This is a genomic window from Desulfobacula sp., assembly GCF_030611305.1.
GTDB lineage: Bacteria > Desulfobacterota > Desulfobacteria > Desulfobacterales > Desulfobacteraceae > Desulfobacula.
Genome location: NZ_JAUWQB010000019.1, coordinates 15,934 through 29,428, shown reverse-complemented (window position 1 = coordinate 29,428; position 13,495 = coordinate 15,934). Strand labels below are relative to the sequence as shown.

At 39.6% G+C, this 13,495-nt stretch carries 23 protein-coding genes; 21 read left to right on the top strand and 2 right to left on the bottom strand.

Going from position 1 to position 13,495, the window contains the following annotated elements; genetic code table 11:
* Position 1: 1 nt before the first annotated feature.
* From rpmC to rplQ, 20 genes are read left to right on the top strand one after another with little or no spacing between them, the layout of a single operon-like run.
* Positions 2-214, top strand: a complete 213-nt coding sequence (rpmC, locus tag QAI40_RS05570; RefSeq protein WP_299980871.1) for a 50S ribosomal protein L29 — start codon at positions 2-4, stop codon at positions 212-214.
* A 17-nt stretch (positions 215-231) separates the two neighbouring features.
* The gene (gene rpsQ / locus QAI40_RS05565; protein ID WP_299980873.1) at positions 232-492 is read left to right on the top strand and encodes a 30S ribosomal protein S17; all 261 of its coding nucleotides are present in this window, start codon (positions 232-234) and stop codon (positions 490-492) included.
* Between the two features lie 16 nt (positions 493-508).
* Entirely contained in the window at positions 509-877 is a 369-nt protein-coding gene (gene rplN, locus QAI40_RS05560; protein ID WP_299980875.1) for a 50S ribosomal protein L14, read from the top strand.
* A gap of 36 nt (positions 878-913) precedes the next feature.
* Positions 914-1,234, top strand: a complete 321-nt coding sequence (rplX, locus tag QAI40_RS05555; RefSeq protein ID WP_442875348.1) for a 50S ribosomal protein L24 — start codon at positions 914-916, stop codon at positions 1,232-1,234.
* A 21-nt stretch (positions 1,235-1,255) separates the two neighbouring features.
* The gene (gene rplE, locus QAI40_RS05550; RefSeq protein WP_299980877.1) at positions 1,256-1,795 is read left to right on the top strand and encodes a 50S ribosomal protein L5; all 540 of its coding nucleotides are present in this window, start codon (positions 1,256-1,258) and stop codon (positions 1,793-1,795) included.
* A 19-nt stretch (positions 1,796-1,814) separates the two neighbouring features.
* Positions 1,815-2,000, top strand: a complete 186-nt coding sequence (locus QAI40_RS05545) for a type Z 30S ribosomal protein S14 (protein ID WP_291347566.1) — start codon at positions 1,815-1,817, stop codon at positions 1,998-2,000.
* 50 nt (positions 2,001-2,050) lie between these two features.
* Complete coding sequence (rpsH, locus tag QAI40_RS05540; RefSeq protein WP_299980881.1) at positions 2,051-2,449, top strand: 30S ribosomal protein S8; 399 nt, start codon at positions 2,051-2,053, stop codon at positions 2,447-2,449.
* Positions 2,450-2,463: 14 nt separating this feature from the next.
* Entirely contained in the window at positions 2,464-3,006 is a 543-nt protein-coding gene (rplF, locus tag QAI40_RS05535) for a 50S ribosomal protein L6 (RefSeq protein WP_299980883.1), read from the top strand.
* A 38-nt stretch (positions 3,007-3,044) separates the two neighbouring features.
* Positions 3,045-3,413: a 50S ribosomal protein L18 gene (rplR, locus tag QAI40_RS05530; protein ID WP_299980884.1), complete on the top strand. Its 369-nt coding sequence runs from the start codon at positions 3,045-3,047 to the stop codon at positions 3,411-3,413.
* Positions 3,414-3,446: 33 nt separating this feature from the next.
* The gene (gene rpsE / locus QAI40_RS05525; protein WP_299980948.1) at positions 3,447-3,926 is read left to right on the top strand and encodes a 30S ribosomal protein S5; all 480 of its coding nucleotides are present in this window, start codon (positions 3,447-3,449) and stop codon (positions 3,924-3,926) included.
* Positions 3,927-3,937: 11 nt separating this feature from the next.
* Positions 3,938-4,120 (top strand): 50S ribosomal protein L30, encoded by a 183-nt coding sequence (gene rpmD / locus QAI40_RS05520; RefSeq protein WP_299980886.1) that lies wholly within the window; start codon positions 3,938-3,940, stop codon positions 4,118-4,120.
* A 1-nt stretch (position 4,121) separates the two neighbouring features.
* Positions 4,122-4,556: a 50S ribosomal protein L15 gene (rplO, locus tag QAI40_RS05515; RefSeq protein ID WP_299980888.1), complete on the top strand. Its 435-nt coding sequence runs from the start codon at positions 4,122-4,124 to the stop codon at positions 4,554-4,556.
* Positions 4,557-4,588: 32 nt separating this feature from the next.
* Positions 4,589-5,908: a preprotein translocase subunit SecY gene (gene secY / locus QAI40_RS05510; protein ID WP_299980890.1), complete on the top strand. Its 1,320-nt coding sequence runs from the start codon at positions 4,589-4,591 to the stop codon at positions 5,906-5,908.
* Positions 5,909-5,944: 36 nt separating this feature from the next.
* The gene (gene infA / locus QAI40_RS05505; protein ID WP_004073836.1) at positions 5,945-6,163 is read left to right on the top strand and encodes a translation initiation factor IF-1; all 219 of its coding nucleotides are present in this window, start codon (positions 5,945-5,947) and stop codon (positions 6,161-6,163) included.
* Between the two features lie 47 nt (positions 6,164-6,210).
* On the top strand, positions 6,211-6,324 hold the full coding sequence (gene rpmJ / locus QAI40_RS05500) for a 50S ribosomal protein L36 (RefSeq protein WP_299980900.1): 114 nt from the start codon (positions 6,211-6,213) through the stop codon (positions 6,322-6,324).
* Positions 6,325-6,336: 12 nt separating this feature from the next.
* Positions 6,337-6,705: a 30S ribosomal protein S13 gene (gene rpsM / locus QAI40_RS05495; RefSeq protein ID WP_291347573.1), complete on the top strand. Its 369-nt coding sequence runs from the start codon at positions 6,337-6,339 to the stop codon at positions 6,703-6,705.
* Positions 6,706-6,729: 24 nt separating this feature from the next.
* Positions 6,730-7,125 (top strand): 30S ribosomal protein S11, encoded by a 396-nt coding sequence (rpsK, locus tag QAI40_RS05490; protein ID WP_299980903.1) that lies wholly within the window; start codon positions 6,730-6,732, stop codon positions 7,123-7,125.
* Between the two features lie 29 nt (positions 7,126-7,154).
* Positions 7,155-7,781 carry a 30S ribosomal protein S4 gene (gene rpsD / locus QAI40_RS05485; RefSeq protein ID WP_299980905.1) on the top strand — a complete coding sequence of 209 codons (627 nt, stop codon included), beginning with the start codon at positions 7,155-7,157 and terminating at the stop codon, positions 7,779-7,781.
* A 46-nt stretch (positions 7,782-7,827) separates the two neighbouring features.
* A complete protein-coding gene (locus QAI40_RS05480) occupies positions 7,828-8,865 on the top strand; it encodes a DNA-directed RNA polymerase subunit alpha (protein WP_299980907.1) in 1,038 nt (345 codons plus the stop codon).
* Positions 8,855-9,211 (top strand): 50S ribosomal protein L17, encoded by a 357-nt coding sequence (rplQ, locus tag QAI40_RS05475; protein ID WP_299980909.1) that lies wholly within the window; start codon positions 8,855-8,857, stop codon positions 9,209-9,211. The genes QAI40_RS05480 and rplQ overlap by 11 nt, the downstream gene beginning before the upstream one ends.
* 132 nt (positions 9,212-9,343) lie before the next feature.
* Here rplQ and QAI40_RS05470 read toward each other — a convergent pair whose 3' ends face one another.
* Positions 9,344-10,348 carry a GGDEF domain-containing protein gene (locus QAI40_RS05470; protein ID WP_299980911.1) on the bottom strand — a complete coding sequence of 335 codons (1,005 nt, stop codon included), beginning with the start codon at positions 10,346-10,348 and terminating at the stop codon, positions 9,344-9,346.
* 221 nt (positions 10,349-10,569) lie between these two features.
* Here QAI40_RS05470 and QAI40_RS05465 point away from each other — a divergent pair, with 221 nt between their 5' ends.
* A complete protein-coding gene (locus QAI40_RS05465) occupies positions 10,570-11,823 on the top strand; it encodes an MFS transporter (RefSeq protein WP_299980913.1) in 1,254 nt (417 codons plus the stop codon).
* Between the two features lie 136 nt (positions 11,824-11,959).
* On the opposite strand, the gene glpK is transcribed toward QAI40_RS05465, so the two are convergent.
* Positions 11,960-13,468, bottom strand: a complete 1,509-nt coding sequence (glpK, locus tag QAI40_RS05460; RefSeq protein WP_299980915.1) for a glycerol kinase GlpK — start codon at positions 13,466-13,468, stop codon at positions 11,960-11,962.
* Positions 13,469-13,495 lie beyond the last annotated feature (27 nt).

The window sequence follows — 13,495 nt, the reverse complement described above, 5'->3', positions numbered from 1 at the left end:
TATGAAAGCCAGTAAAATAAAAGTAGGTGAAATTAGAGAGATGGGAGCAGACCAGATGAAAGAAAAGCTTGTAGAATTAAAAAAAGAGCTTTTTAATCTCCGCTTTCAAAACGATGTTGGACAGCTTGAGGATACATCGACACTTTCAAATGTCAAAAAAGATATTGCAAAGCTTTACACAATATCTAAGGAAATGAACGTAAACATAAGCTAATTTACGAAGATACTACTATGGAAAATATTCAAAAAAATAAAAGAGAGTTGATAGGTCTTATCGTGTCAGATAAAATGGATAAATCGGTAGTCGTTCAGATCGAAAGATTTGTTCAGCACAAGATTTATAAAAAATTCATGAAACGGTATAAAAAATACCATGCTCATGATGGGAAAAATGAATGCAGGATCGGTGATACTGTTAAAATCATCGAGACAAGACCTTTGAGCAAGCTTAAACGTTTCAGAGTCAGTGAAATCGTTAAAAAAGCTGTTTGATTAAAGGAGTTGAGAAATGATTCAGAGTGAAACAAGATTAAATGTCGCAGACAACTCCGGTGCAAAGGAATTGTACTGCATCAAGGTACTTGGCGGATCCAAAAGACGATATGCCAGCATAGGTGATATCATCACTTGCTCTGTTAAGGAAGCAATACCCAACGCAAAAGTAAGGAAGGGTGACATTGTTCAGGCGGTGATTGTCAGAACCAAAAAGGAAATATCCAGACTTGATGGCTCAATGATCAGATTTGATGATAACTCAGCTGTTATTTTAACAAAATCAAATGAACCGGTTGGAACACGTATCTTTGGTCCGGTGGCAAGAGAGTTAAGGGCAAAAAGATTTATGAAAATCGTCTCTCTGGCTCCTGATGTTCTTTAATTATCAGGTTATTGGAGAAAAATTCTTATGGAAACAATGAAAATCAGAATGAAAAAAGATGATAAGGTTAAAGTACTGACCGGCAAAGACAAAGGTAAAATCGGTAAAGTGCTGAAAGTCGTTAAAAAGACCAACCGTGTCATTGTTGAAAATATTAATGTTGTTAAGGTTCATCAGAAACCAACACAGGCAAATCCACAAGGTGGTATCGTGGAAAAAACCATGCCGATTCAAATTTCTAATCTTATGGTTATGTGTAACTCATGCGTAAAACCGACGAGAATTGGAATGAAACAATTGGAAGATGGAAAACGGGTAAGAATCTGCAAAAAATGCGATCAGCAGATAGATTCTTAAGACCAAAGGCGGAGAGAATACATGTCAACCCTTAAGGAAAAATACAATAACGATGTGGTTCCTCAGCTTAAGGAAACCTTTAATTATATAAATGAATTACAGGTGCCTAAGCTAGAGAAAATTGTGTTAAACATGGGACTTGGAGAGGCGGTCAGAAATCCCAAGATCGTTGATCCGGCAGCATCAGAACTGGCGTTGATCGCCGGTCAAAAAGCAGTAATTACAAGAGCTAAAAAACCGATTGCAAATTTTAAACTTCGCGCTGACCTGCCCATCGGGTGCAAGGTTACCCTGCGCAGTGAAAAAATGTATGATTTTTTCGACAGACTTGTGAATATCGCTTTACCACGTGTCAGGGACTTCAGAGGAATATCCGGAAAGGCTTTTGACGGCAGGGGTAATTACACCCTGGGTATCACAGAGCATATTATATTCCCTGAAATAGATTATGATAAGACCGACAGTATCAAAGGTCTTAATATTACTATTGTGACAACAGCTAAAACTGATAAGGAAGGCAAAGTATTCTTGAAAATGTTGGGAATGCCTTTCAAAAATTAAGGATCTTAAGGAGGAAGGCTTGGCTAAAAAAGCTTTAATCGCAAAGGCGCAAAGAAAACCTAAGTTTTCAGTGCGTGCATATAACCGATGCCCTTTATGCGGTAGACCAAGAGCATTTATTAGAAAAGCTGGTATTTGCAGAATTTGTTTTAGGAAACTTGCATCAGAAGGCAAGCTTCCAGGCGTTACCAAATCAAGTTGGTAATTGACAAATTTTAAAAAAAATTATATCAGCGGATTTTAAGGAGATTTCAAATGGCAATTAGTGATCCAATTGCAGACATGCTGACAATCATTAGAAATGGTGGTAAGGCAGAGTTTGTTAAAGTGGATATCCCCGGATCAAAAATTAAGTTGGCAATGGTGCGGGTGCTTAAAGAACAAGGTTACATCAAGGATTTTAAATTCCTCGAGAATGAGACACAAGGGATGATCCGTGTCTATTTAAAATATGTATCCGAAGGGCAGCCCACAATTTTTGGTATTGAAAGAGTGAGTAAACCGTCTTGCAGGGTTTACAATAAATCAAAACGGATTAAGCCGGTTTTAAATGGCCTGGGTATATCTATAGTCTCAACATCCAAAGGATTGATGACAGATAAACAGGCTATTGAAGCGAACGTCGGTGGTGAAATTCTTTGTAACGTATGGTAGGTCAGGAGTAATATATGTCTAGAATAGGAAAACAGCCGGTTCAGCTTCCAGATAAGGTCCAATTCACCCTAAAGGGGGATATGATTTCAGTCAAAGGACCTAAAGGTAATCTCGAACGTCAACTGCATCCGGCTATCGAAATAAGTATAAATGACGATATTGTAATCGTTAAAACAGATACCAGTAACAAGAAAAAAGTTGCTTTGCAAGGATTATTCAGATCCCTGATTTCCAATATGGTGACCGGTGTTACTGTTGGATATGAGAAAAAACTTCTGCTTTCCGGTATTGGTTATCGTGCAGAAGTAAAAAATAAGAGTCTTATACTCAATGTCGGATATTCCAACCCGGTTGAATTTACACTTCCCGAAGGGATTTCTGCCAATGTTGAAAAGAATACACAGATTTCTTTATCAGGGATTGATAAAGAAACTCTTGGCCAGACTGCGGCAAACATACGAGATATTAGACCACCTGAACCTTATAAAGGCAAAGGCATAATGTATGCTGATGAAAGAATTATGAGAAAAGCTGGCAAGACTGCAGGTAAGGAATAACCTGAAGGTCACACGTAAAAGGCGGGAATATAAAGATTATGGGAAATACATCACCAAGGCTTAAATCAAGGCTTAAAAGAAAGAAAAGAATCAGAAAAAATATTTTTGGTAACCAGGATCGCCCAAGATTAAGTGTATTCAGAAGTTCAAAGCATATCTACGCTCAAATCATTGATGATACCTGCAGCAGCACACTTGTATCGGCCTCTACTCTTGATAAGGAGTTCAGGGAAAACAAGGCAGAGGGCAAAAAGGCAGAAATTGCAAAGGCAGTTGGAAACCTCGTCGGCAAGAGAGCTCTTGATAAAGGAATTAAAAAAGTAGTCCTGGACAGGAACGGATTTTTATATCATGGGCGCATTAAAGCGCTTTCAGACGGAGCCCGTGAAGCCGGATTGAATTTTTAAATTTTGGAGGAAAAACCCTTGGCAAGACAGCAGATGGAAGATAATGGATTAATTGATAAGGTCGTCAGAATCAATCGTGTTGCAAAAGTTGTAAAAGGCGGTAGAAACTTCAGCTTTAGTGCACTTGTCGTTGTTGGCGACGGTGAAGGCAGCGTTGGTTACGGTCTTGGAAAAGCAAAGGAAGTACCCGAAGCAATTAAAAAAGGCATGGAAAAGGCAAAAAGAAATATGGTTAAAATTTCTTTGCTTAATGGGACGGTTCCTTTTCAAGTTGTCGGTAAAGCAGGCGCTGGCCGGGTATTGCTTAAACCGGCTTCCCCTGGTACCGGTCTGATTGCCGGTGGCGGGATTCGTGCGGTCCTTGAGGCAGCCGGAGTAACTGATATCCTGACAAAATGTATTGGAACACATAACACCCAGAATATTGTCCGGGCAACGATGGCAGGCCTTCAATCACTTTGTTTAAAAGAAGAAGTGGCAAAACGTCGTGGTCTTAGACCTGAAGATATATAAGAGGTTACAAAATGGTTGATAGAATTAGAATCACGCAAGTTAAAAGCACGATAGGAAGACCTGCCAAACATGGTCGAATTATTCGCTCTTTAGGGTTGAGAAAAATGAATCATACTGTTGAGCATAATGCTGACCCGGTTATTCTGGGACAGGTTAAAAAAGTGTCTCATCTCGTTAAAGTGGAGGAGGTGTAATATGCAGCTTCATGATTTAGCACCTGCACCAGGTTCCAGAAAAAAAAGAAAAAAAGTTGGCAGAGGTCCGGGGTCTGGGATGGGTAAAACTTCCACCAGAGGTCACAAAGGGCTGAAAGCAAGATCAGGCGGTAGTGTAAGGCCTGGATTTGAAGGCGGCCAGATGCCGATTTACAGGAGGCTTCCCAAAAGAGGTTTCTTCAATATATTTAAAACCAATAACGCGGTTTTAAATGTAAAAGATCTGGACAGATTTGAAGATGGTGCAACGATTGATATTGATGCCTTAAGAGAAGCTGGCATGGTAAAAGGCCGTGTTGACGGTGTTAAAATTCTTGGTCTGGGTGAAATAAATAAGAAATTTTCCTTAAAAAATATTCTTGTTTCCAAGACTGCCAAAGAAAAAGTCGAATCTGCCGGTGGAAGTATAGAATAACTATTATGAGAAGTGATGTAAGGAACCAATAAATGATCCAGAACAGCTACCAGAATTTATTTAAACTTCCTGAGCTTAAAAGAAAAATTTTCATTACACTCGCATTGCTGTTTGTTTACCGTGTCGGGATTCATGTCCCCACACCCGGGGTTGACGGTGCCGCGCTTTCTTCTTTTTTTGCCGCAGCTGAAGGGACGTTGTTTTCCATGTTTAATATGTTCTCAGGTGGCGCCTTGGAAAGATTTTCCATATTCGCATTAGGAATTATGCCTTATATCAGCGCCTCGATTATTTTAGAGCTGATGACGGTAGTTGTACCGCACCTTGAACAGCTTAAAAAAGAGGGTGATGCAGGTCGTAAAAAGAAGACTCAGTATACCAGATATGGGACGGTTATTTTGAGTATTATCCAGGGATTGGGTATCAGTGTCGGGCTTGAATCCATGACATCTCCTGCCGGAGTTCCGATTGTTCCTTACCCCGGCTGGGGTTTCAGACTTGTCACCATTATTACGCTTACAGCCGGTACTTCATTTATCATGTGGCTGGGAGAGCAGATTACCGAAAGAGGCATCGGAAACGGTATTTCCCTGATTATTTTTGCAGGTATTGTTGCAAGTATGCCATCGGCTATGGGGAATACCTTACAGCTTATGACAACTGGAGAAATGGGGATTTTTATAATTATTATCCTCACTGTTCTCATGGTTGCTGTTATTGCGGCTATTATTTATATGGAGCAGGCACAGCGACGGATACCGGTGCATTATGCCAAACGTGTTGTGGGTCGAAAAATGTATGGGGGGCAAACCTCGCATCTTCCGTTGAAAATAAATACAGCCGGCGTTATACCGCCTATTTTTGCATCCTCTATCATTATGTTCCCGACTACTTTGGCACAATTTATCAATATGCCGATGATGAAAACCGTGGCAGCCATGTTCAGCCCGGGAACGATCTGGTACTATCTTCTTTATGTAGGATTTATCATTTTCTTTTGTTTTTTCTACACAGCGATACAATTTAACCCTGAAGATGTTGCTGAAAATATGAAAAAGAACGGCGGATATATTCCTGGAATCAGACCGGGTAAAAGAACGTCTGAATACATTGATAAAGTGTTGACAAGAATTACCGTTGGCGGAGCCCTATACGTGTCCGCTGTTTGTGTCCTGCCAACCTTTTTGATGAGTAAGTTTAATGTTCCGTTTTATTTTGGCGGCACTGCTCTTTTGATTGTTGTGGGGGTGTCCATTGATACCATTTCCCAGATTGAGTCTCACCTGATTTCAGGCAATTATGAAGGCTTTTTGGGAAGATCCGGTTCCAAAAGAGTAAAAGGCAGATCCTGATTTAAACGGCGCAAACTAAAGGAGATTAATAAAACTATGGCAAAAGAAGAACCCATTAAAGTTGACGGGAAAGTACTTGAAACACTACCCAATGCCATGTTTAAAGTTGAGCTTGAAAACAAGCATGTATTGTTGGCTCATATTTCAGGCAAAATGAGAATGCATTTTATTAAGATCTTACCAGGGGACAGGGTGACGGTAGAAATTTCACCTTATGATTTAAGCCGAGGCAGAATTACATATAGATATAAATAAATATTTGATTTTATAGGATATAAATATTTGAGGTTAGGAGTTAATGGATGAAAGTTAGAGCATCGGTAAAAAAAATCTGTAGAAATTGTAAAATAATAAAAAGACGTGGTGTCATAAGAGTTATTTGTATTAATAAACGCCATAAACAGAGGCAGGGATAGGGGGAAAGAAATTTGGCACGTATCGCAGGAGTAGATTTACCAAGAGATAAGCATGCATGGATAGCTTTAACCTATATCTACGGAATAGGGGCAAGCAGATCAAAGCTAATACTTGAAAAAACAGGCATTGATCCTACTACAAAAGCAAATAACCTGACCGAAGAACAGGTTAACGACATCAGAAAAGTCATTGATGCGGAGTATAAGGTTGAAGGTGAACTCAGAAGTGAAGTTTCAATGAATATTAAAAGATTCATGGATCTGGGTTGTTACAGAGGATTACGTCATCGTAAAGGCCTTCCCTGTCATGGTCAAAGAACCAGTACAAACGCTAGAACAAGAAAAGGTCCCAAAAGGACTGCGGTTAAAAAGAAAAACTAGGATAATACAAAAGGTATATTAATTATGGCAAAAAAGTCTAAAAAAAATGTATCAAAAAAACGGGTAAGAAAGAATATTTCTACAGGCATTGTGCATATTCAATCTACGTTTAATAATACAATCGTCACAATTGCCGATGAAAATGGAAATACCATTTCATGGTCCAGTTCAGGTGTACAGGGATTTAAAGGTTCCAGAAAAAGTACGCCTTTTGCTGCTAAACTGGTTGCAGAAGATGCCGGTGCAAAAGCTATGGAACACGGCATGAAAAATATTGGTGTATATGTTAAAGGACCCGGGCCTGGTCGAGAATCCGCTTTAAGGGCATTGCATGCGCTCGGATTCACTATATCCATGATCAAAGATGTTACCCCGGTTCCCCATAATGGATGCCGTCCGCCAAAAAGAAGAAGAGTATAAGTTTACCGGTTTGATAAAGGAGAAAAACATTGTCACGTTATAGAGGTTCTGTTTGCCGACAATGCAGACGCGAAAATATAAAGCTTTTTTTGAAAGGCGATAGATGCTTTTCAGATAAGTGCAGTTTTGATAGAAGAGGATATCCCCCTGGACAGCATGGACAGAGAAGGAGCAAATTATCAGATTACGGAATTCAGCTCAGAGAAAAACAGAAAGTCAGAAGGCTTTACGGGATATCAGAAAAACAGTTCAGGCTTTCGTTCAAAAAGGCGGATAGACAAAAAGGAATCACCGGCACAAACCTTTTAAGCCTTTTAGAAACACGCCTTGATAATACTGTTTTTAGAATGGGATTTGTGAATTCCAGAAATCAGGGCAGACACTTTGTAAGGCACAATCATTTTATAGTAAATGGTAAAAAGGTAAATATTCCGTCTTACCAGGTTAAAAAGGGTGATGTGATCGAACTTCGCGAGAAAAGTAAAAAAATTCAGACGATTTCAGATTCTTTGGATGCCATTGTAAGACGCGGTATTCCACAATGGCTTGAAATAAAAAAAGAAGATTTTAAAGGCGAAGTTCTTGGCGTTCCTGCACGTGAAGATATCACTCTTCCTATCCAGGAACAATTAATTGTAGAGCTTTATTCAAAATAGGTAATCCAGTATATGGTTTATCCAAATATTTATTCAGGAGATATAAATGTCATCTGAAAAACTTGCATATGTGAACTGGCGAGAGATGATCAGGCCGGAAAAGCTTGATGTTACAACAACTTCAACATATGGTAAATTCGTATGTGAGCCCCTTGAAAGAGGATATGGTATCACTATCGGGAACTCTCTGCGACGTATTATTCTTTCATCCATATATGGCCCAGCCATTGTATCGGTTAAATTTGATGACGCTCTTCATGAATATAGTGTGATATCAGATATTAGAGAAGATGTTTCCGAAATCATTTTAAACCTGAAAGAGCTGAAGCTCAGGGTTGAAGACACGGAAGACAAAATATTAACATTGAGTGCCAAGGGTGAATGCGAAGTCACGGGTGCAGACATTGTAAGCCCGGACGGTAAGGTTGAGATCCTTAACCCTGAGCAGCATATTGCCACCCTTTCCAAAAAGGGTGTATTAAACATGACCCTGCTTGCAAAAACCGGAAAAGGCTATGCTCTTTCTTCTGTTAACAAGGATGAGGATTCTCCCGTTGGAACCATCCCTGTTGACAGTGTGTTTTCTCCCATTAAGCGCGTGAAATATGTGGTAGGAACAACTAGAGTCGGACATAAAACTGACTATGACAAGCTTACCCTTGAAGTATGGACGGATGGTTCCGTAACCCCGGATAATTCGATTGCATATGCTGCAAAAATTCTCAAAGAGCAAATGAATCCATTTATCAATTTTGATGAAGCTATGGAACCCGATCATGTTGATGAAAATTCAAATGATTCAGATCTTGGTCTTAACGAGAATGTTTACAGACCTGTGGATGAGCTTGAACTATCCGTCAGAAGTTCCAATTGTTTGAAAAATGCCAGAATCCATACCATTTATCAATTGGTACAAAAAACAGACAGTGAAATGCTGAAAACTAAAAATTTTGGTAGAAAATCCTTAAATGAAATAAAGGAAGTCCTTGCTTCCATGGATCTTTCACTTGGTATGGATCTTGAAGGTTTTGAACCACCAGAAGATGAGAACGATCAGGAAGGAGAATACGTCCATGAAACATAGAAAATCAGTATTAAAATTGAACAGGACCTCAAGCCATAGAAAGGCTATGTTCAGAAACATGGTAACTTCTCTGTTCAAACATGATAAAATTAAAACTACCGAAGCAAAAGCAAAAGGCTTAAGACAGATTGCAGATAAAATGGTAACGCTTGCCAAAAGAGGGAATTTGCATGCAAGACGACAGGCTCTCTCAGTAATTCGGGAAAAAGATGTTGTTCATACCCTTTTTAATGAAGTTTCAGAGAAGTTTAGGTCAAGACAGGGTGGTTATACTAGGATCATCAAATTAGGCCCCAGAAAAGGGGATGTTGCCCCAATGGTACAGATTGAATTGATTTTCGATTAATAATTTCAGCTCAAGAGTTAAAAAAATATTAAAATCCCTGGCAGATAAAAGTTGCCAGGGATTTTTGCGTTTATTTTTCAGATTTTTCCAAGTTTCAACCATGACATGATAGAAAGAAAGCCTGAGTGAAAATTACTTGTTCTGTTTGGCTTGATAAAGTCTTTTATCCGCTGTTTTTAAAAGAATTGCCGATGAATCCATTCCTTTTTCAAACACAGAAGAAAGGCCATGGCTTAATTTGACATAAAAAGTGGTGTTGTTGGCAGACAAAGGGTCGCTTGCAAGTTTTTGTTTTACTCGGTTGATATAGTTTTTCGCTTGACTTTTATTTGTGGAAGGCAGAATGACCACAAATTCATCGCCCGCAAATCGAGCCACAATATCAGAATCCCGCCTGTGGAGTTTCAGGCAATTTGCAGTATGACATAATGCCATATCCCCGTTATCATGGCCAAAGGTATCGTTGATGGATTTAAGATCATCCAGATCCAGGAAGAGAACTGTCAGATCAATGTGATACCGTTTGGACCGTTTAAATTCTCTTTCAAGAGCTCTTTCCATTACCCCCCGGTTTAAAAGACCCGTCAATGGATCATGGAATGCAAGAAACTTTAATTGTTCATGTGCTGTCACATTGGAAAGACATAAAGATACTTTAAGTGCCAGTTGTTCCAATAAAGATGTGTCAATACCCGGTTCAAACCTGTGAATATTTTTATCAGCCTGATTAATGCTTCCTACAATTTCGCCATCCAGAGTGATGGGTGCAATGGCAATGGAACCGATTTTATATTCCGATGCTTCAGGGATCAATGCACGGAATTCGTTTAGATTTTTGTTGGCCAGTAATGGTTTCAGCCGGTTTCGGGTTATATCTGAAAAAATTTTTTCGGGTATTAATGCTGTTGATGCCCTTAAGAATTTTGAATTTTGAATATATTTGGAGATACAGCTTTCTTCAATAATGGAGAGCCATGTATAAGGAACAGAAAATTTTGAACTGATTTCGAACAACAATTTTTTAATAAAATCCCGGAAATTTAAAATGGTCAAAATACTGATTTCAATTTCATGAAATTTTCTGGCAGTGATTTCGTTATTTTTGAGTCGTTCCAAAACTGAATGTGGAATTGTCATATGTTTTTTTGCACATCTATTATTTTTACCATTTCCTTTTTTTAAGTTGCATGGCATTGAAAGTCAATATTAATCGTGATTTTGATCAAGGTAATTGCAGGTATATTTTTTTAAATTTTAAATAAACCACCAAACTCTGACATCATGGAATTATTTTTTGTTTTTTACTTGAAAAAAAGTCCTTCTTTGTGACATATTAGCTTCGCATTGTTTAGGAGATCTTGAATGAAAACGAGACAGCGTTGACAAAAATTAAGAAACCATCCCTTTTTTATGGCTACACGATCATCGTAGCCTCCTTTTTTATCCAGGCCATTGTCTGGGGTACCAGTAACAGTTTTGGTATATTTTTTGTTCCTTTAATAAGTGAATTCGGCTGGTCGAGAGCGACTATCTCAGGTGCAGCCTCTTTATGTTTCCTGGTGCATGGTTTAGCCAGTATTCTCTTGGGAAATCTAAACGACAGGTTCGGACCCAGACTCATTATGAGTGCCTGCGGTTTCTTCCTTGGGTTGGGCTTTTTGTTGATGACAAAAGTTAATTCTGTCTGGCAGCTGTATCTATTCTATGGACTGATTGCTGGTATCGGACTCGGTGGTATAGATGTTATACCTTTGTCAACTGTGGCAAGATGGTTTAAAAAGAAACGAGGAATGATGAGCGGCATCATCAAAGTCGGTACCGGAGTTGGAATGTTCATCATGCCTTTTTTCATTACATGGCTTTTAAAAGGTTATGGGTGGCGCACCTCATTTGCAGTGTTAGCAGTTATTATCATGGTCTCTGTAATATTTATTGCTCAGTTTCTGGTGCGAGATCCGATTCAAAAAGCACAATTTATTGACAATAGAAACAGTCATACAACGGAGAATTTAAATAAGACTGAAGAGGGGCTGACTTTTCAGGAAGCGCTTCATACCAAACAATTATGGACGGTTTGTGCAATCTATTTCATCATCCTCATCTGTGTTTACACCATCCTGATACATATTGTTCAACATGCCATTGATCTTGGCATTCCGGTGGCAGTTGCAGCGGGACTTTTAGCGACTATTGGCGGGGTGAGTATTTCGGGCAGATTTCTGATGGGTGGGGCCGGGGACAGAATCGGTGAGAAATCGGCGTTGTTTATCTGCCTTTTGTTTTTATTAACAGCACTATGTTGGCTGCAGGCAGTTAAAACATTATGGATGTTTTATTTATTCGCAACTTTATATGGGTTTGCCCATGGAGGTTTTTTTTCTTTGGTTTCACCGTTGATCGCAAGGCTTTTCGGGACAAAAACTCACGGTCTTCTTTTCGGGATTGTCATTTTTTGCAGCACCATTGGCGGGGCTATTGGTCCGTTCGTGGCCGGATACATATTCGATGTAACCCATAGCTACAAAATTGTTTTTTTGATTCTGGCAGCCCTATGTATGGTTGCACTGGCCTTAACCACATCACTAAAACCCTTCCGCTGGAATAGGGTATAGAATGGGGGACATCTTTTTTAAAGGAAGTGCAATATGATTATGGAGTCATTATTAAATCACAGCGTGTTATAATGTGATTTTTTAATCAACCATCTGATATATTTATCCTAATAATTCATGATTACAAACATAAAAATCACACCCAGCCAAAAGACCTTTCAACGGCTTTTTCCCATCTGGAATACAGATCGTTGCGATTTTTTTCAGACATGGAGGGAAGCCATCTTTTACCCTCTGACCAGTTTGCCTTCAAATCCTGGGTACTATTCCAGAATCCAGTGGCAAGTCCTGCAGCATATGCAGCACCCAATGCAGTTGTTTCGATTACCGATGGCCGTATAATCGGTACATTTAGAATATCGGACTGAAACTGCATCAACAATTCATTCAATACCATTCCACCGTCAACTTTGAGCAGCGTAAGCTCTACCCCGGAGTCTTTTTTCATCGCAGTGGTGATATCACGGGTTTGATAGGCGTTTGCCTCAAGAACTGCTCTTGCCAGATGGCCTTTATTTGCAAATCTCGTTATCCCGGTAATAATGCCTCTTGCATCTGATCGCCAGTATGGGGCAAACAGCCCGGAAAATGCAGGCACAAAATAAATATCGCCATTATCCTCCACTGTTTTTGCCAAATCTTCGATTTGTGAAGCAGATTTAATAATACCCAGATTGTCCCGCATCCACTGTACCAGAGCTCCGGCAATAGCAATGGAGCCTTCCAGGCAGTACACGACTTTTTCATTGTTGATCTGATATCCGACAGTGGTCAAAAGACCGTGCTGTGAGATAATGGGAGTATTCCCCGTATTCATCAACAAGAAGCAACCCGTACCATAGGTGTTTTTAGCCTCTCCTTTGGAAAAACAGGTTTGACCGAAAAGTGCTGCCTGTTGATCACCAAGTGCACCGCAAACAGATATTTCACCTTTGAAAGGGCCGTTCCTCTTTGTTCTTCCCCAAGTATTACTGTCTATGGAAGGCTTTATATCCGGTAGTATGGATATGGGGATACCAAGCACATCCAGAAGTTCTTTATCCCATTCAAGGGAGTTGATATTCATCATCATGGTCCGGCTGGCATTGGAAACATCTGTAATATGTGACCCTTTTTTCGGCCCTCCGGTCAGCCACCAGATAACCCAGGTTTCAATTGTTCCAAACAGAACATCGCCTGAAAAGATATCTTTTTTTGCATCAGGGATATTGTCAAGGACCCATTTTACTTTCGGCCCCGAAAAATAGGTTGCCACGGGCAGACCTGTTTTTCCAGTGAAAAACGCCTTCCCGGTCTCTGCGGCAAGGTTTTTACAGATATCATCTGTTCTTGTACATTGCCAGACAATCGCATTATAATATGGTTTTCCTGTTTTCTGATTCCAGACGACGCTGGTTTCTCTTTGATTGGTTATTCCAATCGAATCAATCGATTTTGCAGAAATTGCTGTTTTTTCTATCACTTCTTCAATGACAGAACATGTGTTTTTCCAGATTTCAACAGGGTCATGTTCAACCCAACCTGGTTTTGGAAAAATCTGTTGGTGCTCCTTCTGCGCTGAACCAGCAATATTCCCTTTTTTATCGAAGAGAATGAATCTGATACTGGTTGTCCCAAGATCTATCGAACCGACATATTTTGGCATAATTTTGCCCCCGAATATTTAAAAATC